Source organism: Vibrio sp. B4-6, from assembly GCF_963888245.1.
Classification (GTDB): Bacteria; Pseudomonadota; Gammaproteobacteria; order Enterobacterales; family Vibrionaceae; genus Vibrio; species Vibrio anguillarum.
On sequence record NZ_CAWPIM010000006.1, the window covers coordinates 1 to 24,112 of the forward strand.

Consider the following 24,112-nt stretch of genomic DNA (forward strand, 5'->3'; position numbering starts at 1 on the left):
AATGAATTGACTGTGCCAAAATCAAGTAAACTTGATTCTGATTGGTCACTCAGTTCATTGATAAATCTTTTTTGATTATCATCAACGAGTGCCCACACAGATTGATAGGTTTATATTGTTAAAGAGCTTGCTTGAATGCTTACCTAAAAGCATTCAAAGCGGACGAACATTCTAGCGATATAACCTTAAGTGTCAAACACTTTATCGATTATTTCTTTTAAACAAGTGTCCATCTGTTATCAGCAGAAGTAACTAGCACTGCCCTGACAACGAGGCGCATTATAGGTAGTTTAGAGAAGGACACAAGTCTTAAAATGAAACTTTCTCATAAAAACGAACCAACAGCTCACAAAAGAACCAATGAGAGTGATTTTCAAACAAAAAGGGCCATTTCTGGCCCTTTTGAATGTAAATGTTTAGTCTTGATGAGCAATAATTTGGTCATTGCTAACAACTAGCTTAACTTTTTTATCCGGTAGGATTCTTCCTGCCAAGATTTCTTTCGCTAATGGATTTTCAACGCTTTGTTGAATCGCGCGTTTCAATGGTCTTGCTCCGTAAACAGGATCAAACCCAACTTGAGAAATCAGCTCTAACGCTTTTTCAGATACCTCAAGCTGATAACCTTTCTCTTCCATTCGTTTACCAAGACGGGCTAATTGAATAGAAGCGATCGATTTAATTTGTTCTTGCGCCAACGGATGGAATACTACACTTTCATCCACTCGGTTTAAGAACTCTGGTCTAAAATGTTTACCTACAATCTCCATTACCTCTTTTTTAATGCCTTCATAATCCAAGCTTGCGAATTTTTCTTGAATTTGTGAAGACCCTAAGTTTGAGGTCATAATTACCACTGTATTACGAAAATCAACTGTGCGTCCTTGTCCATCAGTTAAGCGCCCATCATCTAATACCTGTAGCAGGATATTAAAGACATCAGGGTGTGCTTTCTCAACTTCATCCAACAAGATAACCGAGTACGGTTTACGACGAATAGCCTCGGTCAAGTAGCCACCCTCTTCGTAGCCCACATAACCTGGAGGCGCGCCGACTAATCGCGCTACTGAGTGTTTTTCCATAAACTCAGACATGTCGATTCGCACCATGGCATCTTCACTATCAAACATAAAGTTTGCGAGTGTTTTACACAATTCAGTTTTACCCACACCAGTTGGCCCTAAGAATAAGAAGGAACCAATCGGTCTATTTGGATCAGATAACCCAGCTCGGCTACGGCGAATCGCATTTGATACCACTTCGACGGCTTCAACTTGTCCGATAACTCGTTGATGCAGCGCATCCTCCATTTGCAGCAGTTTTTCTTTCTCAGCTTCCAGCATTTTAGAAACTGGAATACCAGTTTGCTTTGAAAGTACTTCCGCAATTTCTACATCAGTTACTTTGTTGCGTAGCAAAGTCATCTCTTGCATTTCAGCTTGGGTTGCAAGGTCGAGCTGCTTTTCAAGTTCAGGAATTCGGCCATATTGAAGTTCTGACATACGGTTCAAGTCACCCGCTCTACGTGCGAAATCCATATCCATACGCGCTTGCTCTAATTCGGACTTAATATGCTGAGTACCCGAAAGAGCTGCTTTTTCCGCATTCCAAACTTCTTCCAGCTCAGCAAACTCGCGCTCTTTCACTTTTAACTCTTCGTTTAACACCTGTAAGCGTTTTTCACTCGCTTCATCGTGTTCATTCGTTAGCGCTTGTTGCTCAATTTTCAGCTGAATAATTTTGCGCTCAAGCTTATCTAAAGATTCTGGCTTTGAATCTATTTGCATTCGAATACTTGAAGCGGCTTCATCGATCAAGTCAATCGCTTTATCGGGCAACTGGCGATCAGAAATATAACGGTGCGATAAGCTCGCAGCAGCAACAATAGCGGGATCGGTGATCTCCACATGGTGATGGAGCTCATAACGCTCTTTCAAACCACGCAAAATAGCTACTGTGTCTTCTACGCTAGGTTCATCAACCAGTACCTTTTGGAAACGTCGCTCAAGTGCCGGATCTTTCTCTATATATTGACGATACTCGTCTAAAGTGGTCGCACCGACACAGTGTAGATCTCCTCGAGCCAGAGCGGGCTTAAGCATATTCCCCGCATCCATTGCGCCTTCGCCTCGACCTGCACCGACCATAGTGTGCAACTCATCAATAAAGAGGATGACATTACCCTCTTCTTTCGCTAGCTCGTTAAGCACCGATTTTAAGCGTTCTTCAAATTCACCACGATACTTAGCCCCTGCGACCAAAGACCCCATGTCTAATGACAATACTCGACGACCACGTAGACCTTCTGGCACTTCATTATTAATAATGCGCTGCGCTAACCCTTCCACAATCGCCGTTTTACCTACACCGGGCTCACCAATAATCACGGGGTTGTTTTTGGTCCGGCGTTGCAATACTTGAATGGTGCGACGAATTTCATCATCACGCCCGATGACAGGATCAAGTTTGCCTTGTTCCGCTCGTTCAGTTAGATCTATTGTGAATTTCTCAAGCGCTTGTCTTAGCTCTTCTGCATTTGGATCATTCACTTTCTGACCTCCACGCACTTTTTCTATTGCTTCAGAAACTTTTTTCTCGGTAAGCCCTATTTCTTTGAGTAATTGACCAAGCGCGCCCTTATCTTCTAGTGCGGCTAGCAAAAATACTTCCGAAGAAATGTAGGAATCTTGCCGTTTTTGCGCGAGTTTATCGCACAAATTGAACATAGTACCCATTGCGCTAGAAAGCTGAACATCACCACCGATACCGCTAACTTTTGGCAAACGGTCTAATATCTCACTGAGCTTCGAGCGCAATTGCATAACGTCCACACTTAACATAGTAAGAAGTGGACGAATTGGACTGCCATTTTGATCGAGCAATGCCACCATCAAATGAACAGGCTCGATATATTGATGATCACGGCCTAATGCCAATGATTGAGCATCAGAAATGGCAATTTGAAATTTGCTTGTAAATCGATCAAGACGCATACCAACTTTCCTCACCTTAATTGAGAAACTAATCTTACGTAGCTAAAGATGGCTACGTACTAGTGCTTTTTCAAGGGGCAAGTTAGGGAAGATTGATCTTGCGTAAGTTACTCTTCGATCCAAATAAATGAAGCTTGGCGACCTGTGATTCCGTCGCGTCGATAGGAATAAAACTGATGAGGATTATGGAAGGTACAAAGGCCTCTATCTGATATTTCTGAAACACCGCATTGATGCAACCTTAACGTGGCTAACTGTGCAATATTTGCTAGCCATTTTCCATTCTCTTGAAGAGAAAATGCGGCCTTTGCTTTGGTATTTTGATCAACAAAGGCATGGTATACATCATCACCGACTTCAAATGCCGTAGGACCGATAGCAGGACCGAGCCAAGCTAGGATATCACTAGAAAATTTGGCGAGCGCATTTTCGAGTATCCCATTAGCTAAACCGCGCCAACCAGCATGAACTGCAGCCACTTCGCTGCCTTGGTGATTAGTGAGTAGAACAGGTAAGCAATCAGCGGTCATTACAGAACAAACCACATTATGCTGATGGGTAAAAACACCATCGGCACTCAGAATCTGCTGAGTAGGTTGAGTAACCTCTAGCACTTGTGTTGAATGCGTTTGTTCAAGCCAAATAGGTTCAGAGGGCATCGCCGCTTGCTGCGTTAGCCATTGGCGATTTTTTTCAACGGATAAAGGATCATCCCCAACATGCATGCCTAAATTCAGCCCTTGATAAGGAGCTAACGAAAAGCCACCGACTCTAGTCGAGGAGAAAGCTTTTACATGTTTAGGTGCATTCCAGTTAGGGATGATCTTCTCCATTAGAACTCGTCTTTTTTATTCAACTTAGTATCTACGCGTAAAGCTTCCGCCATAATGATCATATCGTCAGGTACTGGCGCATGAAATTCTAGCATTTCACCAGTCACAGGATGCTCAAGTCGAAGCATAACTGCATGCAAAGCCTGACGATCAAAACCACGGATCATATCGGTCAGCTCTTGCGTTGCCCCTTTCGGAATCCTAGCGCGGCCACCATAAGCGGTATCCCCAAGCAAAGGATGCTGTAAATATGACATATGCACACGAATTTGGTGAGTACGGCCCGTTTCTAAACGCAAACGAAGTCGAGTATGTTCACGAAAATGCTCAGCCACACGGTAGTGAGTTACCGCTGATTTACCCATCGGGCTTACCGCCATCAATGTACGTTTTGTTGAGTGGCGGCCAATCGGCTTATCGATCATCCCACCAGCCGTCATAGTACCGATCACAATCGCTTCATATTCACGCGTAATCTTACGCTTTTGCAACGCTCGAACTAAGTGTGTTTGTGCAGGAACCGTTTTAGCGACCACCATTAAACCAGTCGTATCTTTATCCAAACGATGCACAATCCCCGCACGAGGTACTTCTGCAATAGCTGGATAGTGGAACAACAGTGCATTTAACACTGTGCCATCTGGAGTACCCGCGCCTGGATGAACGACAAAATCTCGTGGTTTGTTGATGACCATAATATCGTCATCTTCATACACGATATTTAAAGGTATATCTTGCGCTTCCCAACGCTCTTCATCTTCAAGCTCGGCTTGGACCGTAATGATTTCTCCCCCCATGACTTTCGTTCTTGGTTTAGTGATCACCTCATCATTGACCTGAACTTTGCCTTCTAAAAGCCACTCTTTTAGACGTGAACGAGAGAAATCTGCGAATAATTCAGCGACAGCTTGGTCTAAACGTTGACCTAACTGGCTATCTTTTACTGTATTTGTTAATTCAATCTGCTGAGCCATATCGAACTTTTTTAAAAACCGTGAGACTAATAGCGTCTAGTATGGATAAAATATGGCGTCATTGTATCTGTTACTGCTAAGAAAGTAACGAAACGATTTGTAAAGCGATTACGCACTCAATTAAGAAGCATTAATTCAAGGAAACGACTCCTGTCATGAAACACCACACTTTATCAGGCTTACTCGCATTATCACTGTTATTTGGCTGTTCAAGCAGCGAAGAGATTGTCCCTGATGTGCCGCCTTCTGAATTATACTCAGAAGCACAAACCTCACTGCAAACTGGTAACTGGTTAACGGCCATTCAAAAACTTGAGGCGTTAGATTCACGTTATCCCTTCGGCGCGTATTCAGAACAAGTTCAACTTGACCTTATTTACGCTTACTACAAAAACGATGATCTTGCGTTAGGTTTAGCGACCATTGAACGCTTTACCCGTTTGAATCCAACCCATGAAAAAATGGATTGGGTACTCTACATGCGTGGTTTGACGCATATGGCGCAAGATCGCAACTTCATGCATGACCTATTTAATGTCGATCGCGCGGATCGTGATCCAGAACCGGTAAAAGCTGCGTTTGCTGATTTTAAGAAACTGCTGCAACGCTACCCAACAAGCCCTTATGCAGAAGATGCTCATAAACGCTTATTCGCGTTAAAAAATAGACTGGCTGAATATGACCTTGCCACAGCTGATTTTTACTTACGCCGTGAATCTTGGATTGCGGCTATCAACCGTGCTCAGGAGCTACAAAAAACGTATCCAGACACTGAAGCGGCTCGCAAATCATTACACATTCAGTTAGAAGCGTATAAACAGCTCAAACTGAACGATGCCATTGCCAGAACTCAAAAGTTAATTGCACTCAATCCACAATAGTTTGCAATAAGCTTAAGTACGCCATGAAAACCACTCTCGCTTTGAGTGGTTTTTTTATTTGGAGTCGATGGGAATAATAACACGCCAGCAAAAGACGGCTGGAAAATGAGTGGTGCAGGGAAAACTGAAAAACTGAAATAAGAAGGGAGGTGTTCAAAACATCGTTAGAATAAAGATCACAAAAAACACTTGAATAAGAAATGAGCAGCGCTCTTTTTAGGCCGCAAAAACACCCTAAAAATGGGAAATTCTTAGCTTGATCCTTTAACCAATCTATCCAGATTGATAGGAATCACAAGCTTTTTCTTTACTCTTTGTCAGCACTCTTTGCGTGAGATCACGTTTAAACTCGCCCTTTGAAATCACATTCAATAAAGTGACCTAGATCACATTACTTTGGTATTAAATCAGTAATCTGAAGTTAACCCATGAGGGATGCAACAGAGGAAAACATCTATGAAAGTAACTATCACTGGTAAAAATATCGACATCACCTCTGCAATCCGCACTCACATTGAGAGCAAATTTAAAAAACTAGAAAAATGGCAAGTGGATATCATAGGATGCCAAGCTAGCTTTAGTGAAGAGCCCAATAAACAAAAAAGATTCGAAGCTATTATCACGGTACCCAAAGGACAATTAGTCGCTTCTGCAACCCACGAAGATCTTTACGCAGCTATCAATGAGGTAGAACAAAAATTAGAACGCCAACTCAACAAACTGCGCCATAAACCGGAAGCTCGTCGTACCGACAAACCGGAAGTAGAAGAAGAAGTTGAATAAAATTTAATATGATGAAAAATAGCGCTTTCAAGCGCTATTTTTTTGCTTGACGCTCTACGGTTGCTTGCTTATTGTGTCTTTACATTCAAAGAGAAATCACCTTCTTATGCACTTAACCTCACTGTTCTTTTTTGACTTCTTTTTTCTCCAATAACCTTGGAGGCATGGTCGTTGACAGAAGATAAGTCAAAAACGAACAGGAAGCCTCCCACTGGGAGGCTTTTTTACAAGGACATTTTTATGACTGAAAAGCACTATTCACTTGAAGAGATCCGCTTGCGACTGAACGAGCTTGATGATCAACTGCTAAACCTACTGGCAGAGCGTCGAAAGTTCAGCATTGAAGTCGCTAAAAGCAAAGTGGAAACCGCAAAACCAGTGAGAGATGCAATACGTGAACAGCAACTTTTAGTCAAATTGATTAATACTGGTAAAGAAAAATACAATTTAGATGCTCAGTACATTACTAAACTATTTCATACCATCATTGAAGACTCCGTCTTGCTACAGCAAGCATACTTGCAGAATCTAGCCAATCCGCAACTGAGCCGTAAACCGCTGGCAAGGGTTGCTTTTTTAGGTGCTAAAGGTTCTTACTCCCATCTTGCAACTCGTGAGTACTTCAGTCGTAAAAATACAGAGTTGATCGAACTCAATTGCGATCAGTTTAAAGAAGTCACTAAAACGGTTGAATCGGGTCATGCCGACTATGGGGTATTGCCGATTGAAAATACCAGTTCAGGTTCAATTAACGAAGTGTATGATTTGCTGCAACATACTACCTTGTACATTGTAGGTGAGCTCACTTTACCGATTGAGCACTGCTTGGTCGCCACCTCTGAATTACGTTTGGAAGAGCTCAAAATTCTTTATTCACACCCACAGCCCCACCAGCAGTGCAGCGAATTTTTAAGCCGCCTAAAAGGCGTTACACTTGAAACCTGTGCGAGCACCGCTGATGCGATGCAAAAAGTACAGCAGCTTAATCGCAACGATGTTGCCGCAATTGGCAATGCTTCTAGCGGTAAACTGTACGGCTTACAATCGATCAAATCTAATATCGCCAATCAAACAGAAAACCAGACTCGCTTTATTGTTGTTGCGCGAAAACCCGTGGAAGTCTCTACTCAAATTCCAGCGAAGACGACATTAATCATGTCAACATCACAGCAAGCAGGCTCACTTGTTGAAAGCTTGTTAGTGCTGCAACGCTACGGCATCAATATGACCAAATTGGAATCGAGACCTATTATGGGTAATCCTTGGGAAGAAATGTTCTATGTTGATCTTGAATCACATCTTGATTCCATTGAAATGCAGCAAGCATTGAATGAGCTAACAAAAATCACTAAGCATTTAAAAGTATTAGGTTGCTACCCAAGCGAAAATGTTAAACCGACCCAAGTAAAACTTCAATAATCACATTTAAGTCAAATATTTGACAGAAGTCAGCTGACAGCTATCAACATAGTTCATATAATGCCCAATCATTTCACACATAATTAATCACTATGTTTTGGGCTGTCAGCCTACTTTGAATTCACGGAACATATTCCGCACGTCATAAGATATCTGTGACACTTTCATTGTGAACGATGCCCTTTTCCAATAAATAAGGTTCATCTACTTATATCATGATGAAAATCCATCCTTTGGCTTTAATGCTATTTCTGCTAGGCATTTCAGCGCACATTCGAAGCTCAGAGCTCAATATTTATTTGTGGGAAGACACTATGTCACCGCAAATCGTTGATCAATGGCGGCAAAGCAGCGGCATCGATATTAATCTATATCATTTTGATAATGACGATGAACGCAGTCTATTAATGGTCAAAAGTGTCCAGCTGCCTTTTGATATTGTAGTGTTAGATAACGTATCCGCTCTTATCTACTCTCAGCTCAACACCTTTGAAGATCTGAGTACTCTGCCCAATAGAAAGCATAATGATACGAAATGGAATCAAGCGTGCGGTAGCCACGCCGTTCCCTACTTTTGGGGAACCGTAGGCATCGTCTACAAAAAAAGTAAATTTCCAGCCAAACCCAAAAACTGGGCTGATCTCATCGACATGCCACCAGCACTCCAAGGCCATGTGGGGATGCTTCACGATACAGTTGAAACCCTGTTGCCAGCATTGTATGCCCAACAACAATCGCCAATTACAAATAACGATAATGCACTGAAACAGGCTTATCAAAAGATGCTATCCGTGAATCGCAACATCTTAACCTATGAATATATATTGAGTTACGTCCGAAGCCATCCTGACAGTAATGGCTTAGATATGGCACTCGCATACAGCGGTGACCAATTTTCATTGAATAAGTATTTTGGCAGCAATGATTGGGATTTTGTCACCCCGCAAGGCCGACCCTATATTTGGGTGGATTGTTTAGCCATCAACAGCAATTCAAAAAATAAAGAGCATGCAAAAGAGTTTATAAACCACTTATTGAGCCCAGAAGTTGCCGCAATAAATGCAAAAGATATTAAAGCTGCGACACCAAACTTAAGTGCCCTAAATTTAATGCCAGATAATTACCGAAATGATGCATCATTATTTCCAAACCCAGCTTTGTTAGAACAAGGCATTATTGATAGCGAATTGCTCCCTGCCGATATTAGTTTGAGAGCAAAAATCATTAACAGTATTTTGGAACAACATGAAGCTCAACAATAGAATTCTGTTGCTAATAACACCGGTTATTCTTCTCAGTGCAGTGGCATCTAGTTACATTATCTACTCCAATCAAAAAGATGCTTTGCTGAAAAGAGAAGAAAGCTATCTTCAACTGAGTATGGAAAAACTCGCGGGTCACTTTCGTCAAACCCAATACCTGGTGAATAGCTACGCTTACACCCTAACGAAAAGCGATATCATTCGTCACTACGTTGCACATGAGCGCAACCCTTATCGAGAGTTAGAACTGGTTGATAACTTTCAGCAAACATTGGACATTCTCCAATCACAAGAGAATAATTTCATTGCGTTATCGATTTTGGATGGCAGCAAAAATGTTCTTTATTATGCCGAAAATAGCGGTGACCCCTTCGCTAAAATCGATACAAAAATTCTCAACCACATACAAGACACTTTCGATAGCACACAGAAAACCTCTTATGTTGACTATACGACAAATTCCAGCGGTGAAGGTATTCTAGTTCGGTATGATGTTTTAGATACTCAAACACTTACGACACCGCTTAGCTATAACCGCGATAAAATTTTCTTTGTTGTTGTTTTCGTCGTACTAGAACCCTTTAATCGACTGATGAAAAAAATAGAATTTGATAACCGAAGTACCATTTTTTTCACTGACGTAGCGGATATTAAAAAGGTAGGATTAACGCAAACTGTTGAATTAAAATCAGATCTTTATGCCACGCTTGATCCTGCACAGTATCTAATTAACGACAAACTTTATGCCATTAAAAAACGGTTAGCGTTGTCGTTTGGAATATCGACTCTAGTGACTGTGTTGCTGCTTTTGTATTTATTATACCGGCATGTAATCAAGCCCATATCCCAATTAGATCAACAATTGAAAGAAGTAGAGAATAAGCAGCGTGACAATATCGAAACTCTTAAGAGTAACGATGAAATTGGCCGGCTATCCTCTCGTTTTTACGATATGTATCAGGAGCTTGATACCACATATAAGAAAACAAAAGCACTTGCAGAATACGACCACTTAACAAAACTTGCCAATCGCCACCACTTTCAACAATCAGTAGAAAGAGTGCTAGCAAACGCAAGACACACAGATAACATCTGGGTTTTGTATATTGATTTAGATAATTTCAAATACGTCAATGATAAATATGGACATCAGGTCGGTGATGCATTATTAGTCAACTTTGCACAGCATATTGGCTCATTGCGCAACTTTTTCTTTGAAAAGTATCAAGTAAAAAGCCTAGCAGCGCGGCTATCAGGGGATGAGTTTTCAATTTTTATTTCTACACCTGATAGTAGTTTTATACAAGCGGCAAGCGAATTTGCCACTCAGCTACTGATCCCATTACAAAACCAGCATAATTCACCGCTCGGAAATTTCCCTATCACAGCAAGTATTGGTATCGCTACCTACCCAACCGATGGCTATACCTTAGAAAAATTATTATCTAATGCTGATACGGCCATGTATCAAGCAAAAAATGCTGGGAAGAACCAAATAGCTTACTACTCGCCAGAGCTCAATAAGGGTGTTCTGCGCAGAGCCAATATTGAGCAAGCATTACGCCGAGGTAATTTTGATCAGGAATTTAGCTTGGTCTACCAACCTTATTTAAATCGTGCTGGCAATACAGTCTCAGGATTTGAAGTTTTACTTCGTTGGGAATCCAACCTGCTCGGTACGATTTCACCAAAAGAATTTATTCCGATAGCCGAACAAACCGGGTTATTTGGCAACATTGATCGCTGGGTCGTCCGTTCAGCTTTCGAGGAGTTCCATGCACTGCAAGCGATGTTTGAACACCCTGTTCAGTTATCGATTAACCTTTCATCAGCAGAATTAAACTCTTTACAGTTAGCTCATTACATTCATAAACATGCGCAGGAGAATGCAGTTCCTCCCCATTTGATTGATTTTGAAATTACAGAAACTTTTTCTGCCAATTCAAAAGGTTTTCCACTGCTTCACGAACTATCGCATTTAGGCTACGGATTGGCGATTGATGATTTCGGTTCTGGTTACACCTCCATTACTCAATTGGTGCAATATCCAGTACAAAAAATTAAGTTCGATCGGCTTTTTTTAGATACACTCATCACCACTGACAATCACAAGATCATTAAGCCTTTGATCGAACTTTGCCACTCTCAATCAATGCAAGTCACAGCTGAAGGTATTGAAAGTAAAGAGATGCATAATTGGCTTGCTGATTACCAATGTGATTTCATGCAAGGCTATTATTTTGCCAAACCAATGCCATTAAATGCGTTGGTTTCATGGTATCAACAACAAAAAGAGTTAAACGCTGTTTATGAAAAATGTGATCATTGCCTCTCTTAACCCGGACAAAATCAATGCAGTCAAAAGTGCATTTGAAAGTACCTTTCCGCAGGATACTTTCTCATTTAAAGGGGTGAGTGTGCCCAGTGGTGTCGCGGATCAACCGATGACAGATGAAGAAACCCATCAAGGCGCACTTAATCGAGTACGAAATGCGAAAGAGCAAGATCCCACGGCAGATTATTACGTCGGGTTAGAAGCGGGCATTGAGAATACAGTGACTTTTGCATGGATGGTGATTGAATCCGCCACTCATAGAGGAGAATCGCGTTCAGCCAGCTTAATGCTACCACCTCAAGTATTGAAGCTGTTAAGCCATGAAAATGAGCTAGGCGATGTGATGGATAAACTGTTTGACTGCCAAAATATCAAACAGAAAGGCGGTGCGATCAGCCTACTCACTCATAACCAACTCACTCGCAGCTCGGTCTATCATCAAGCACTGATCCTTGCTCTGATCCCTTTTATCAACACAGAGCATTTCCCTGCTAATTTATAAAAAGTTAGCGAACTCAAGGGGTCACTAAGACACCTTGAGTAGCAGAGCGGCTAATTGCGACTTTTCTTGTTCTGATTTACTTTTGAGCTCATTTGAGCCACGCGTAATGGTCGCAATTCCCACTCCGAGCAATTGGCTAATCTGCCGCTGTGATAACTCCCCTTTAAGTAGCTCACATAAGATGTTCGCACGCGCCACGAGCGCATCTCGCTCATCTGGGGTCATCATCATGGTGAGTAGCATTGCGTGCTGCTCTTGCTCTGTGGCTGATTTAACCAATTCCATTAGCTGCTGCCAATCAGTGTACTCAGGTTGGTGTGGCATGAATGTACTCGCAAAGTGATACGTTCCGCTATTGTAGAACTTTCACTTCGTATTGGAATTAATATTTTGTATTGAGCTCATCTTGGTTGAGAAATTCACCTTCAATCCCCATCAAATCTCGATAGTAAGTCTCAAACATCAAAATATTTTGCACATACCCGCGGGTTTCCCGAAAAGGGATCGCTTCAATAAAAGCGTAAGCATCTAACTTGCCTTGTGTTTTCTCTCGCCATTGATTGACGCGATTTGGCCCAGCGTTATAGGCAGCAAATGCAAAAATTCGATTGTCGCTGTATTGCTCTAATAATCCATTTAAGTAATGGCTGCCTATTTCGATATTTTTACCCACCTCATATAACTCTTGCTCATCGTTATAGGTCAGCTGATATTTTTTAGCCGTATACTTAGCCGTGCTCGGCATAATCTGCATGATACCGCGAGCGCCAACGGGCGATTGAGCCTCAACATCCATTCCACTTTCTTGACGAGCAAGTGACATCAGCATAATTGGGTCAATGTCGTGTTTTTGGCCATAGAAGTTAAACCACCATTGATGGGCTAATGGAAAACGCAATTGCATGTTGTCCCACATCCGCGCCGAAATAGAGGCTGTCACAGTTAAACTATACCAACGTTGGGAGTCGGCGTAGGCCGCTAGCATCTCTTTTTCTTTTGTATCTGCACGATCGAGTAACCATTTCCATTCACTTTTTGCAGCAGCGATTTTATCTCGTTCAATCAGCTCTTGGATCCGTACTAAGGCTTTTTTATACGGCGTCAATAAATTAGGATTAAGCTTAATCGATGTACTGGGATAATTTACTGACTGTTTCACCATATTAGCGGCCGCGACACTGTAGAAATTACGTTGCCCAATCATCGCATTTAAACGTTGTAATCCTTTGGCTTCATCACCCAACGCAATATCAGCGCGCCCAAGCCAATATTGCCAACGTAAGCTGGCTTTTTCATCAGCGGGGAGCTGCTCTGTCCAGAATTTCACTTCATCCCAACGACCAACGGTCAGTGCCTTGCGGATTCTCTGCTCGAGCAAAAGACTGTTTGAGCTTTGCGCTATCACACTATCTCGCCAGTTTGCGAGTGCTTGCTCCTCGGTATCAAGCAATATTCTGGCTATATATTCTGCAATAGGACGCTGATAAGCATCCGACAGTATTTTCTGATCGAGAAGAGTTTGGTACACACTTTGCGCAAGCTTTGCATCTTGGCGTGCTAGCTTTTCTAACGCAAATTGAATCGACTGCTGATTAAACGTGCCATCGGTGTATTGTTTAGCAAAAGTCAGCACATTTTCTGGCGAGCGGTAGAGATCCATCATCGCTTGCGCTGTCGCCTGTGATTTTGGCTTAACTAATTTTTTCTGTAAGTATTTCATTAGCGTTAAATTACGCCCATCAAACGCCAATAACATTCGTTTAAGCAACCAGTCATCGGTTAACCCGCCTTGCTCACTCCATGCGGTGAAGAGTGGATCACAGGCGTCAGAAATGCTACTGCCACTGAGCCATAGTTTTTGTGCGCCTTTGAACGCAATATCTCGCTGGCCTGTTTGGTAATGCGCATTGTAGTAATGACAGCGATAAGGCTCATCATTCGGCTCCACTTTTTGAAAATCAAGCAAGGTGGCCCATTTTCCTTTAGCCGCCAACGCATCTAGATACGGTGCTCGAATGCGGTTTGAAAACGGGAAATCTTGATGTGTATCGATAAAAACCTGAACCGCTAATGGCGGTTTATTACCAATATCGACCAGCAGAGATCGATAATCCAGATAAGGCGTCAATGGATAGTTTTTGATCTTATTTCTAATTTTTTTAGCTTCATCAACTTTATCTTCATCAAGCCACCTCTGAGCTTGATCGTACAGCTCTCGTTGACTATCCAAATCCTCTATTGCGCCTGAAAACGCGGTGCCGCACACCAAGGAGCTCAACGCTAATATTGATGATAACAATCGCTGCGGTCTTATAAAATGCATGAGCGCCATGTGCTCTCGTCCTATCCAAAGCAAGGGAATTTCCGTTTCATTACGCTGATTCTAGATAAAAAAGTAAAGGCCATAGATGTAAATAATATTAAATTCATAAAAGTGCGACATATGAACTTAGTAACTTAATGTTTCGTTACTTTTTTATCGATGAAAAACACCATCTAAGCTCTAAAAATTAGGTACCTAGTAACAAATGCGATCGCTTTGGTATAAAATGACCACTTTCTTCTGTTACTAAGATTAGGAACAATCGGCAATGGCTGAATACGTATATACCATGTCGCGGGTGAGTAAAATTGTCCCGCCTAAGCGTCAAATTCTCAAAGACATCTCTCTGAGCTTTTTCCCTGGAGCTAAAATCGGTGTTTTAGGTCTCAATGGTTCAGGTAAATCCACCCTGTTACGTATCATGGCTGGCATCGATACTGATATTGATGGGGAAGCACGCCCGCAAGCAGGATTGAAAGTCGGCTACTTGCCTCAAGAACCAGTACTGGATGAATCAAAAACCGTGCGTGAAGTGGTGGAAGAGGCCGTTTCTGATGTGGCTGGCGCACTAACTCGCCTCGATGCTGTTTATGCGGCATATGCAGAACCCGACGCCGATTTTGATGCGTTAGCCAAAGAGCAAGGTGAGCTCGAGGCTCTGATTCAAGCCAAAGATGGCCATAATTTAGAGAACGCTTTAGAACGTGCGGCCAATGCACTTCGTCTACCAGAATGGGATGCTAAAATCGCCGTTTTGTCTGGTGGTGAGCGCCGCCGTGTGGCGATCTGCCGTTTGCTACTTGAAAAGCCAGATATGCTGCTGCTTGACGAACCAACCAACCACTTAGACGCGGAATCTGTTGCTTGGCTAGAGCACTTCCTTGTCGACTATTCAGGCACAGTCGTCGCCATCACCCACGACCGTTACTTCCTTGATAATGCTGCTGGTTGGATTTTAGAACTTGACCGCGGTGAAGGCATTCCTTGGCAAGGTAACTACACCTCGTGGCTCGAACAGAAAGATGAACGCTTAAAGCAAGAATCATCTCAAGAGAGTGCTCGTCAAAAAACGATTGAAAAAGAGCTGGAATGGGTTCGTAAAAACCCGAAAGGCCGCCAAGCAAAATCCAAAGCACGTATGGCACGCTTTGAAGAACTTAATAATACTGAACATCAAAAACGTAATGAAACCAACGAACTCTTCATCCCGCCGGGCGAACGTTTAGGTGACAAAGTATTGGAAGTTCGTAACTTAACCAAATCGTTTGGTGATCGCGTACTGATTGATAATTTGTCATTTAGCATGCCGAAAGGGGCGATTGTCGGCATCATCGGTGCTAACGGTGCGGGTAAATCAACGCTGTTTAAAATGCTAAGTGGCGTAGAGCAACCAGATTCTGGTGAAATTGAATTGGGCGCAACCGTGAAATTAGCCTCGGTTGATCAGTTCCGTGACAGCATGAACGACAAAAATACCGTCTTCCAAGAGATCTCTGAAGGGGCGGATATTATCAAGATCAACAATTTTGAAATTCCTGCGCGTGCTTACTGCTCTCGCTTTAACTTCAAAGGCGTCGATCAACAAAAAGTGCTCGGTCAGCTATCGGGTGGTGAGCGCAACCGTGTTCACTTAGCCAAATTGCTTAAAGCTGGCGGTAACGTCCTATTACTCGACGAACCAACCAACGATCTGGATGTTGAAACGCTACGCGCATTGGAAGAGGCGCTGCTGGAATTCCCTGGTTGCGCCATGGTTATCTCGCACGACCGTTGGTTCCTAGACCGTATTGCGACCCACATTCTGGACTACCGTGATGAAGGTGAAGTGAAATTCTATGAAGGCAACTACAGCGAATACACTGAGTGGTTAAAACAGACATTGGGCGCTCAAGCGGCTGAACCACACCGCATTAAATACAAGCGTATGACCAAATAACTCTGTATTTGAAGTCTTTGGCCGCAATCTATTGCGGCCTTTTTGTTACTTGTACATCACGCATCACACAACAAGATGCAGGATTCGCGACACTGCCTTCAATTAGGTCTAAACTTAATGGGTATAATTTTTCAATGATCGATACAGAGCCGAAGCTGGCACAGGTCAACGCTCAACAAGAGAGAGTACCATGATTGAAAGACGTCGCTTTTCACGCATCATCTATCAGATGCCTGCCACCTTATTGCAAGGTAAACATACCGTCACCACAACGATTCAAGATTTGTCGCTGCATGGACTATTGCTCTCATGCCCTGACGCGGACAAATTAGTGCTCAATGAAATGGCACAAGTCCATTTCACACTACCAGACAGCGATGTCACTATTAATCTAGTCGCCAAGTTGATCCACATTCAAAACAACATTATTCGTGTCAGCATCAATCACATTGATATTGAAAGTATTGGCCATTTGAAACGTTTAGTTGAATTGAACATGGGTGATGAAAGTTTGCTCCATCGCGAACTGGAATACTTGTCTGATTTAGGGGATGAACCGGAAGAATGAGCGGCGGCCGTATTCACAACAACCGCACTCGCCCTTCAGACAGCCTTAAACACGATGAATGGCATCGTTCGCTTGTTTTAACAGGTTTTGACTTTCAAGCATAAATTGTTGTGAATAACTGCCAAACCAATCACTCACTTTGCTAAAGCTTTCCACAAAAGCTTGCTTCTCACGCCCGTCAAGTAAGGTTAACGCCTCACCAAAACAAGCATGAAAACGTTTTATCATCTCAACGTTCTCTTCCGATGAGAAAATGATATCGCCATACAAGTGAGGGTCTTGACCAAAAAGCCGTCCAACCATCGCCAGTTCTAAACGATAAATCGGTGAACTCAGCTGCAGTAATTTTTGGATATTCGGATTTTCTTTAGAAAGATGTAAACCGTATACAAACGAAGTGAAGTGACGCAGTGCTTGGATCAAGGTCATGCCGTGATCGTGTTCTGCGGCATCAATCTGGCACAAACTCGCTCCCCATATCGAAAACTGTTTTAGTAACCACTGATAACTCGCTTCTCCTCGCCCATCGCAATAGACGATCACTTGCTTGGCCATACTAGGGACATCTGGGCCAAACATTGGGTGTAATCCAACCACTGGGCCAGAGTGTGTTTTAAGCATCGCCTGTAGCGGCTTAGACTTAATCGATGTGAGGTCGCACAAAATACAATCGGCAGGCAAATGAGCAAGTTTTTCAATCACACCGACGGTTAAGTGAATAGGAACCGTCACCACAACCAAACCAGCATCATGCAGTATCTCATCGGCTTGATGCCAATCTTTACTGCCTAATACTTTCACCTGATAGCCCGACAGTTTGAACATACGGCCAAATAAGCCACCAAGTTGACCATGACCGCCAATAATCACCACAGAGCGCAGCTCTGGGTTTAAGCACTTAAAGCCAGAATCCTTTTCACTGGCATAAGATTCACGCATAGTACGGCGCAAAATATCTTCAATCAGTTGTGGCGGGACGCCTTTTCTTTCCGCTTCAGCGCGGCGAGAAGCCAGCATCGCCGCTTCTCGATCGGGAGCATAAATCGGTAGACCATGTCGGCTCTTGACTTCCCCCACCTTTTCAACCAAAGCTAATCGGCGTGCAAGCAGCTCGACCATTTGTTTATCGACAGCATCAATTTGATCACGTAATTCGTTAAGTTCAACAGCCATAGCACTTCCCTTTATTCATCTTTTTTTAGGCGATTTTCTAAGAACGGAACGAGCTCTTGATGAGCATGTCGTAATAGTGCCTCAGTTGATGGCCAATTAATACAGGCATCCGTAATCGATACACCGTATTCCATTTCGTTGCGAGGAAGGTCAGAAGATTGATTACCTTCATTGAGGTGACTTTCAATCATCAAACCAATAACAGACTGATTTCCTTCACGAATTTGATGAATCACATCTTCAGCGACTAACGGCTGACGACGGTAATCTTTACGTGAATTAGCATGGCTACAATCCACCATTAACGAGGCATCCAATTTATGTTTTGCCATCTCTTGCTCACACTCGGTGACCGACACTGAATCGTAGTTGGTTTGCTTACCGCCACGTAAAATGACATGCCCATTTGGGTTGCCTTGAGTGGTAAGTAAGGCCACTTGCCCTTCACTATTAATGCCCATAAAGCGGTGGCTGGATGATGCTGCTTGCATCGCATTGATTGCCGTTGCTAAATTGCCATCGGTGCCGTTTTTAAACCCAATCGGCATCGACAAACCACTGGCCATTTCTCGGTGTGTTTGAGATTCCGTGGTGCGCGCACCAATCGCCGCCCAACTGAATGTATCGGCTAAATATTGAGGGCTGATCGGATCAAGCGCTTCGGTCGCCAGAGGGATCTCCATCTCCGCTAGCTCAACTAACAATTGACGACCAACGTGTAAACCATGTTCGATATCAAAACTGCCATCAAGATGAGGATCGTTAATCAGCCCTTTCCAGCCAACCGTTGTACGCGGCTTTTCAAAGTAAACACGCATGACAATGTACAGTTGATCACTCAACTGCTCTGAGAGTGATTTCAAGCGCTTTGCGTACTCTTTTGCCGCATCAATATCATGAATAGAGCAAGGACCGCACACCACCAGTAAACGGTGATCTTTTTTATGAATAATATTGGCAATTGTCTGACGAGAGTGTTGAATGAACTGGCGAGCTTGATGACTGAGCGGCAGCTTAGCTTTTAATTGTTCCGGAGTGATCAGCACTTGCTCATCACTGATGTTAATATTACTTAGTTCACTTTTTTGCATCTCATCACCTGTAATTATTTGTTTACACAAAATCTTATTGCATACCTAAACACCAATAAAAGACAAATTAACAGGCTTTAAAAACATTTCAAGTGTAAATTTAAAAAAACATAATGTGTAAAAATAAAATTACACACGTATTTATCTTCTATTAAAGCAAAAAATATAAGCTGACGCGTATTTTATTCTCTCTATCTCACCTAAAATAGTGAGGATGAATCGTAAATCATACCCAAAGAGATTGGTGTTACAGTCTGGCCATCCGTACATAAATCCTAATGTATATAGAAAACTCTACGCTTAGGAAAATGAACAAAACCAATACTACTGTAGCTTCAAGTGAAAAGGGGATCACCAAACCAACGGGTTTTTGACATGGATTTAATTCTTTCCTTACTGCAACAGATGTGTGTTTACCTCGTTCTCGCTTATATGTTGAGTAAAACACCCATTTTCTTGCCGCTGCTTAACATTTCCAGTCGAATTAGCCACAAAATCAGTACGTATGTTTTGTTTTCCCTCTTTTGCATCATGGGCACCTATTTTGGTTTGCAGATCAACGATGCGATTGCCAATACGCGGGCGATAGGTGCCGTCATGGGTGGGTTATTTGGTGGCCCCATTGTGGGGTTTGCGGTTGGATTTACTGGCGGTATGCATCGCTACACTTTAGGCGGTTTTACCGATGTGGCATGCGCCATTTCAACCACTGCAGAAGGTTTGATTGGTGGATTGCTGCACACCTATTTACTGAGAAAGGGCAAAGGGCGACTCCTGTTTAGCCCCAGCATTGTTTTTGCCGTAACACTGTTTGCTGAAATAGTGCAAATGTTGGTGATTTTGTTAGTCGCTAAACCGTTTGTTGATGCATACGCCTTAGTCTCGACCATCGCCGCGCCCATGATCATCGCTAACTCAGTCGGCGCGGCGCTATTCATGAGCATTTTACAAGACAGAAAAACCATTTTTGAAGAGTATTCCGCCACCTTTTCTCGTCGCGCACTGAATATTGCTGAACGTTCAGTTGGAATTTTGGCCAACGGTTTTAATCCACACAATGCAGGTAAAGTCGCTCGAATTGTTTACGAAATGACCAATGTTGGCGCGGTATCGATCACCGATAGAGAAAAAATACTCGCGTTTATCGGTATTGGTGACGATCACCACAAACCCAATACACCGATCTCATCACAAAGTACACTCGATGCGATCACCAAAAACCGCATTATTTACCTCGACGGAAAAGATTCCCCTTATCAATGCTCACTCTCTAAAAACTGCAAACTCGGTTCAGCGCTAATCATTCCACTTAGAGCAGGTGATCGCGTAATTGGAACCATAAAGCTGTACGAGCCGAAGCGTAAACTTTTTTCAACCATTAACATGTCAATGGCGGAAGGGATTGCACAATTACTGTCGAGCCAAATTCTGTACGGCGAATACCAACAAAAGCAGATGCTGCTTTCTCGCGCCGAGATCAAACTTCTGCATGCTCAAGTCAACCCCCACTTTCTGTTTAATGCGCTCAATACCATTAGTGCCATCACCCGCCGTGATCCCGACAAAGCGCGAGAACTTATCCAGCATCTTTCGCACTTCTTTCGTAGTAACCTCAAACAAAATATTGAGACCGTAACTCTTAAAGAAGAGTTAGCACATGTCAAAGCTTACTTAACCATAGAACAAGCGCGTTTTGCCGATCGCCTTGAAGTGGATATTGCCATCGATGATGCATTACTGCTTGAGCGCAATGTACCCAGTTTTACTCTACAGCCACTGGTAGAAAATGCGATAAAGCACGGCACCTCTAACTTGTTAGAAGGCGGACGGGTACGAATCTACAGCCAAGCGCAAACGGAAGGATACAAAATTGTAGTGGAAGATAATGCGGGCAGTTACCAAGCTCCGAATGAAGATTACGATGGTTTAGGCATGCAAATTGTCAATAAACGCTTAACTAATAAATTTGGCGAACAAGCCGCACTAAAAACGGAAGTATTGGCTAATCAATACACACGAATGAGCTTTCTCATTCCTCATCAAGGATTTAACTAAGGGAATAACATGCTATCGGCACTGGTTATTGATGACGAACTGCTCGCTCGGGAAGAACTGACTGAGCTACTAGAAGAGACGGGCGATGTTGATGTGATTGGTCACGCCAGTAATGCGATCGAAGGGTTAAAAAAAATCAATCAGCTAAAGCCAGACGTGGTGTTTCTCGACATCCAAATGCCACAAGTTACTGGCATTGAGCTGCTAGGGATGCTTGACCCAGATACGATGCCCAATGTGGTGTTTGTCACCGCTTATGATCAGTATGCGCTGCAAGCGTTTGAGGAAAATGCGTTTGATTATCTACTCAAGCCAGTTGACCCTGAGCGCTTAAAGAAAACGCTGCAACGTTTAGTTCGCCAAGGGCAAAAAAAGCAGGATTTTTCGATTTTATCACCAGCAGGGTTAGATCAAGTTCCCTGCATTGGATTAAATCGAATTGTGATCATTGCCACCAAAGATGTCGAGTTTGCTTTGAGCGACATCAGTGGTGTTCATGTGCAAACCCATTTACAACGAGCCACCAGCCAATTAACGCTCAAAATTTTGGAAGAAAGAACGCCACTGGTTCGTTGTCACCGCCAGTATTTAATCAATACTAGGGCCATTAAAGAGATCAAATTATTGGACAATGGGCTGGCGGAAATCATCACCCTTAGTGATCACAAAGTGCCCGTCAGCCGACGTTATCTAAAAAATTTAAAAGAAGTTCTGGGTTTTCACTAACCGCAACGAATAGAAAATAACGGCGCTGAAGCTTTCACGCACAGCGCCATTTTTTTACTCACCAAGCAGTCGTTTCATCGCTTCTGAGGCTTGTTTCCACTGTTCAGTGCTTTGCAGTTGAGGAAGATTAAAAGCACGATGTTTGAGTAGAGACTCAGCCGCTGGCACATCCAAAATCGGCAAATTATCCAACACTTCAATTTGAGCTGCGCGTTGATTGCACACTAAAATCATGTCACATCCAGCGGCTAGTGATTGATGCGCGCGCTCGGCAGGACCGCCCATGACAGATGCCCCTTCCATTGTTAAATCATCAGAAAAGACTAGCCCTTTGAACCCTAACTGCTGGCGAAGTACTTGCTTCAACCAAAACGCAGAACCGCTGGCAGGTTGATCATCATAGTGAGGATAAATCACATGTGCAGGCATCATGGCATCGAGCACTCCAGCTTCAATCTGCGCTTTGAATATCGCCATGTCCTCTTCCATCACCGTGCTGCGCTCATCATAGGGCGTCTCAAGATGCGAGTCAGCGATTACCCCGCCGTGACCGGGAAAGTGTTTACCTGTTGTTGCCATGCCAGCCTCTTTCATGCCTTGCATATAGGCTGAACTGTGGCGAATGATGCTCTGTACATCATCACCAAAAGCACGATTACCAATCGCTTTACACGCATGACCTTTATCCAATACAGGAGCAAAGCTGAGATCAATATCATGAGCAATCAACTCCGCCGCCATCAGCCAGCCACCTTGGCGAGCTAATGCTTCACCATTATTCTGCTTGGCATACTGCTGCGCGGCAGGGATCAGCGAAAACCCATCACGAAAACGCTGTACTCGCCCACCTTCTTGATCGACACCAATTAAAATTGGACGTTTTGCTGCATGGCGAATCGCTTTATTAAGCGCAAGCAACTGCGCGTTATCGTGATAATTACGCGCAAAAAGAATGACCCCGCCGACAGTGGGATGCTCAAGAATATCTTTGTCTTCAGCGCTCAATTCACAGCCTGCCACATCTAGCCACAACGGTCCCATGCTCACTCCAAAAATTTACTTAAACAGTTAATTTAACGAGATTATTCGCTTTGAATTTCTATTACAATGATTTTGTTTTCGAGTTGAAGGAGAAGCGAATGAAGAGCATTGAACGCTACATTGGTGTGATGTCTGGCACAAGCATGGATGGTGTCGATACAGCACTGGTCGAAATGGATGGCAACCAAATTCGTTTATTGGCTCACGCTGATTTCCCAATGCCAGAAGATCTCAAACAGCGTTTGCTGAATGTCTGTATTGGGCAATCAACCAATGTGCAAGAGATTGGCGAGTTAGACCACTTGCTCGGCCATCTGTTTGCTGATGCAGTCATCGCTTTACTGGCTCAATCAGGCTATCAAGCGTGCGATATTCGCGCGATTGGCTGCCATGGCCAAACGGTTTTTCATCAACCCAACGGTAATACGCCTTTTACGATGCAACTCGGTGATGCCAATATCATCAGCAACAAAACTGGCATCGACACGGTGGCTGATTTTCGTCGCAAAGATATGGCGCTCGGCGGCCAAGGAGCTCCATTAGTCCCTGCATTTCACGACACCATTTTCAAATCAACCGATTCGAGCGTTGTAGTACTCAATATTGGCGGCATCGCTAATATTTCGGTACTGCGGCCGCAGCAAAAAGTATTAGGCTACGATACGGGCCCGGGCAATATATTGATGGATGCGTGGTGCTTTGAACAGACAGGCCATAAATTTGATGATAATGGCATGTGGGCGAGATCGGGAAAGGTACACCAACCACTACTCGAACGTCTCAATCAAGAGCCGTACCTTGCGTTGAATGCACCGAAAAGCACGGGTCGCGAGCTGTTTAATCTCCCTTGGCTTCAGCAGATACTGGCTGAGTTTTCGTTAGCAGCAGAAGATGTGCAACGTACACTCTGTGAATACACAGCACTCACCATCGCCACGCAAGTCGCACACTACCAATGTGGGCCAGCGCCGGAATTACTGCTGTGTGGGGGAGGCGCCCGTAACCCGCTATTGGTTGAACGTTTGCAGGCCCATTTAGCACACTGGCGCATCATGCCCACCAGCGATAAAGGGGTGGATAGTGACTACATGGAAGCAATGGCTTTTGCTTGGCTTGCTCAACGTCGTCTGCATAATTTACCCAGCAATCTACCAGAAGTAACCGGAGCAAGCGCTCTCGCTTCGTTGGGTGTGGTCTATTTTACTCATTAATAAGTA

Annotated in this window: 19 protein-coding genes and 1 other annotated feature; of the genes, 11 read left to right on the forward strand and 8 right to left on the reverse strand. The window is 43.4% G+C overall.

Going from position 1 to position 24,112, the window contains the following annotated elements:
• Positions 1-416: 416 nt before the first annotated feature.
• The 3 genes from clpB to rluD all read right to left on the reverse strand — a co-directional run bounded on the left by clpB (position 417) and on the right by rluD (position 4,800).
• Entirely contained in the window at positions 417-2,993 is a 2,577-nt protein-coding gene (gene clpB, locus AACV20_RS01725) for an ATP-dependent chaperone ClpB (RefSeq protein ID WP_026027339.1), read from the reverse strand.
• A 107-nt stretch (positions 2,994-3,100) separates the two neighbouring features.
• The gene (pgeF, locus tag AACV20_RS01730; protein ID WP_170907850.1) at positions 3,101-3,826 is read right to left on the reverse strand and encodes a peptidoglycan editing factor PgeF; all 726 of its coding nucleotides are present in this window, start codon (positions 3,824-3,826) and stop codon (positions 3,101-3,103) included.
• Positions 3,826-4,800, reverse strand: coding sequence for a 23S rRNA pseudouridine(1911/1915/1917) synthase RluD (rluD, locus tag AACV20_RS01735; protein ID WP_170907851.1), 975 nt, complete (start codon positions 4,798-4,800; stop codon positions 3,826-3,828). The genes pgeF and rluD overlap by 1 nt, the downstream gene beginning before the upstream one ends.
• Before the next feature lie 155 nt (positions 4,801-4,955).
• On the opposite strand from rluD, the gene bamD reads away from it, so the two are divergent.
• From bamD to yjjX, 6 genes are all read left to right on the forward strand, one after another.
• Positions 4,956-5,681 carry an outer membrane protein assembly factor BamD gene (bamD, locus tag AACV20_RS01740; protein WP_017048833.1) on the forward strand — a complete coding sequence of 242 codons (726 nt, stop codon included), beginning with the start codon at positions 4,956-4,958 and terminating at the stop codon, positions 5,679-5,681.
• A 456-nt stretch (positions 5,682-6,137) separates the two neighbouring features.
• On the forward strand, positions 6,138-6,464 hold the full coding sequence (gene hpf / locus AACV20_RS01745) for a ribosome hibernation-promoting factor, HPF/YfiA family (RefSeq protein ID WP_026027341.1): 327 nt from the start codon (positions 6,138-6,140) through the stop codon (positions 6,462-6,464).
• 109 nt (positions 6,465-6,573) lie between these two features.
• Positions 6,574-6,692: a sequence feature (Phe leader region), on the forward strand.
• A gap of 12 nt (positions 6,693-6,704) precedes the next feature.
• A complete protein-coding gene (gene pheA / locus AACV20_RS01750) occupies positions 6,705-7,883 on the forward strand; it encodes a prephenate dehydratase (RefSeq protein WP_026028348.1) in 1,179 nt (392 codons plus the stop codon).
• A gap of 215 nt (positions 7,884-8,098) precedes the next feature.
• Positions 8,099-9,145: a polyamine ABC transporter substrate-binding protein gene (locus AACV20_RS01755; protein ID WP_170907852.1), complete on the forward strand. Its 1,047-nt coding sequence runs from the start codon at positions 8,099-8,101 to the stop codon at positions 9,143-9,145.
• Entirely contained in the window at positions 9,129-11,483 is a 2,355-nt protein-coding gene (locus tag AACV20_RS01760; protein WP_170907853.1) for a putative bifunctional diguanylate cyclase/phosphodiesterase, read from the forward strand. Before AACV20_RS01755 ends, AACV20_RS01760 begins: the two co-directional genes overlap by 17 nt.
• A complete protein-coding gene (gene yjjX, locus AACV20_RS01765; RefSeq protein WP_170907854.1) occupies positions 11,455-11,982 on the forward strand; it encodes an inosine/xanthosine triphosphatase in 528 nt (175 codons plus the stop codon). Before AACV20_RS01760 ends, yjjX begins: the two co-directional genes overlap by 29 nt.
• A gap of 24 nt (positions 11,983-12,006) precedes the next feature.
• Here the strand turns inward: yjjX and trpR are convergent, their stop codons facing one another.
• Positions 12,007-12,306 carry a trp operon repressor gene (gene trpR / locus AACV20_RS01770; RefSeq protein WP_013857539.1) on the reverse strand — a complete coding sequence of 100 codons (300 nt, stop codon included), beginning with the start codon at positions 12,304-12,306 and terminating at the stop codon, positions 12,007-12,009.
• 58 nt (positions 12,307-12,364) lie between these two features.
• A complete protein-coding gene (locus tag AACV20_RS01775) occupies positions 12,365-14,314 on the reverse strand; it encodes a transglycosylase SLT domain-containing protein (protein ID WP_170907855.1) in 1,950 nt (649 codons plus the stop codon).
• Positions 14,315-14,573: 259 nt separating this feature from the next.
• Here AACV20_RS01775 and ettA point away from each other — a divergent pair, with 259 nt between their 5' ends.
• Both ettA and AACV20_RS01785 read left to right on the forward strand, forming a co-directional pair.
• Positions 14,574-16,241, forward strand: a complete 1,668-nt coding sequence (gene ettA, locus AACV20_RS01780) for an energy-dependent translational throttle protein EttA (protein ID WP_010319161.1) — start codon at positions 14,574-14,576, stop codon at positions 16,239-16,241.
• A 190-nt stretch (positions 16,242-16,431) separates the two neighbouring features.
• A complete protein-coding gene (locus AACV20_RS01785) occupies positions 16,432-16,809 on the forward strand; it encodes a PilZ domain-containing protein (RefSeq protein ID WP_013857542.1) in 378 nt (125 codons plus the stop codon).
• Between the two features lie 45 nt (positions 16,810-16,854).
• On the opposite strand, the gene tyrA is transcribed toward AACV20_RS01785, so the two are convergent.
• Positions 16,855-17,982 (reverse strand): bifunctional chorismate mutase/prephenate dehydrogenase, encoded by a 1,128-nt coding sequence (gene tyrA, locus AACV20_RS01790; RefSeq protein WP_088720933.1) that lies wholly within the window; start codon positions 17,980-17,982, stop codon positions 16,855-16,857.
• An 11-nt stretch (positions 17,983-17,993) separates the two neighbouring features.
• Entirely contained in the window at positions 17,994-19,073 is a 1,080-nt protein-coding gene (locus tag AACV20_RS01795) for a 3-deoxy-7-phosphoheptulonate synthase (protein WP_170907856.1), read from the reverse strand.
• A gap of 375 nt (positions 19,074-19,448) precedes the next feature.
• Between AACV20_RS01795 and AACV20_RS01800 the strand changes: the two genes are divergently transcribed.
• Positions 19,449-21,128: a sensor histidine kinase gene (locus AACV20_RS01800; RefSeq protein WP_026027451.1), complete on the forward strand. Its 1,680-nt coding sequence runs from the start codon at positions 19,449-19,451 to the stop codon at positions 21,126-21,128.
• 9 nt (positions 21,129-21,137) lie between these two features.
• Positions 21,138-21,854 carry a two-component system response regulator BtsR gene (gene btsR / locus AACV20_RS01805; RefSeq protein WP_017047891.1) on the forward strand — a complete coding sequence of 239 codons (717 nt, stop codon included), beginning with the start codon at positions 21,138-21,140 and terminating at the stop codon, positions 21,852-21,854.
• 54 nt (positions 21,855-21,908) lie between these two features.
• On the opposite strand, the gene nagZ is transcribed toward btsR, so the two are convergent.
• Complete coding sequence (gene nagZ, locus AACV20_RS01810) at positions 21,909-22,895, reverse strand: beta-N-acetylhexosaminidase (RefSeq protein ID WP_170907857.1); 987 nt, start codon at positions 22,893-22,895, stop codon at positions 21,909-21,911.
• Positions 22,896-22,993: 98 nt separating this feature from the next.
• Here nagZ and AACV20_RS01815 point away from each other — a divergent pair, with 98 nt between their 5' ends.
• Entirely contained in the window at positions 22,994-24,106 is a 1,113-nt protein-coding gene (locus tag AACV20_RS01815) for an anhydro-N-acetylmuramic acid kinase (protein WP_047690203.1), read from the forward strand.
• Positions 24,107-24,112 lie beyond the last annotated feature (6 nt).

Coding starts and splice junctions, on each gene's coding strand:
- clpB (WP_026027339.1), bottom strand. CDS start 2,993: ATGCGTCTTGATCGATTTACAAGCAAATTTCAAATTGCCATTTCTGAT.
- pgeF (WP_170907850.1), bottom strand. CDS start 3,826: ATGGAGAAGATCATCCCTAACTGGAATGCACCTAAACATGTAAAAGCT.
- rluD (WP_170907851.1), bottom strand. CDS start 4,800: ATGGCTCAGCAGATTGAATTAACAAATACAGTAAAAGATAGCCAGTTA.
- bamD (WP_017048833.1), top strand. CDS start 4,956: ATGAAACACCACACTTTATCAGGCTTACTCGCATTATCACTGTTATTT.
- hpf (WP_026027341.1), top strand. CDS start 6,138: ATGAAAGTAACTATCACTGGTAAAAATATCGACATCACCTCTGCAATC.
- pheA (WP_026028348.1), top strand. CDS start 6,705: ATGACTGAAAAGCACTATTCACTTGAAGAGATCCGCTTGCGACTGAAC.
- AACV20_RS01755 (WP_170907852.1), top strand. CDS start 8,099: ATGATGAAAATCCATCCTTTGGCTTTAATGCTATTTCTGCTAGGCATT.
- AACV20_RS01760 (WP_170907853.1), top strand. CDS start 9,129: ATGAAGCTCAACAATAGAATTCTGTTGCTAATAACACCGGTTATTCTT.
- yjjX (WP_170907854.1), top strand. CDS start 11,455: ATGAAAAATGTGATCATTGCCTCTCTTAACCCGGACAAAATCAATGCA.
- trpR (WP_013857539.1), bottom strand. CDS start 12,306: ATGCCACACCAACCTGAGTACACTGATTGGCAGCAGCTAATGGAATTG.
- AACV20_RS01775 (WP_170907855.1), bottom strand. CDS start 14,314: ATGGCGCTCATGCATTTTATAAGACCGCAGCGATTGTTATCATCAATA.
- ettA (WP_010319161.1), top strand. CDS start 14,574: ATGGCTGAATACGTATATACCATGTCGCGGGTGAGTAAAATTGTCCCG.
- AACV20_RS01785 (WP_013857542.1), top strand. CDS start 16,432: ATGATTGAAAGACGTCGCTTTTCACGCATCATCTATCAGATGCCTGCC.
- tyrA (WP_088720933.1), bottom strand. CDS start 17,982: ATGGCTGTTGAACTTAACGAATTACGTGATCAAATTGATGCTGTCGAT.
- AACV20_RS01795 (WP_170907856.1), bottom strand. CDS start 19,073: ATGCAAAAAAGTGAACTAAGTAATATTAACATCAGTGATGAGCAAGTG.
- AACV20_RS01800 (WP_026027451.1), top strand. CDS start 19,449: ATGGATTTAATTCTTTCCTTACTGCAACAGATGTGTGTTTACCTCGTT.
- btsR (WP_017047891.1), top strand. CDS start 21,138: ATGCTATCGGCACTGGTTATTGATGACGAACTGCTCGCTCGGGAAGAA.
- nagZ (WP_170907857.1), bottom strand. CDS start 22,895: ATGGGACCGTTGTGGCTAGATGTGGCAGGCTGTGAATTGAGCGCTGAA.
- AACV20_RS01815 (WP_047690203.1), top strand. CDS start 22,994: ATGAAGAGCATTGAACGCTACATTGGTGTGATGTCTGGCACAAGCATG.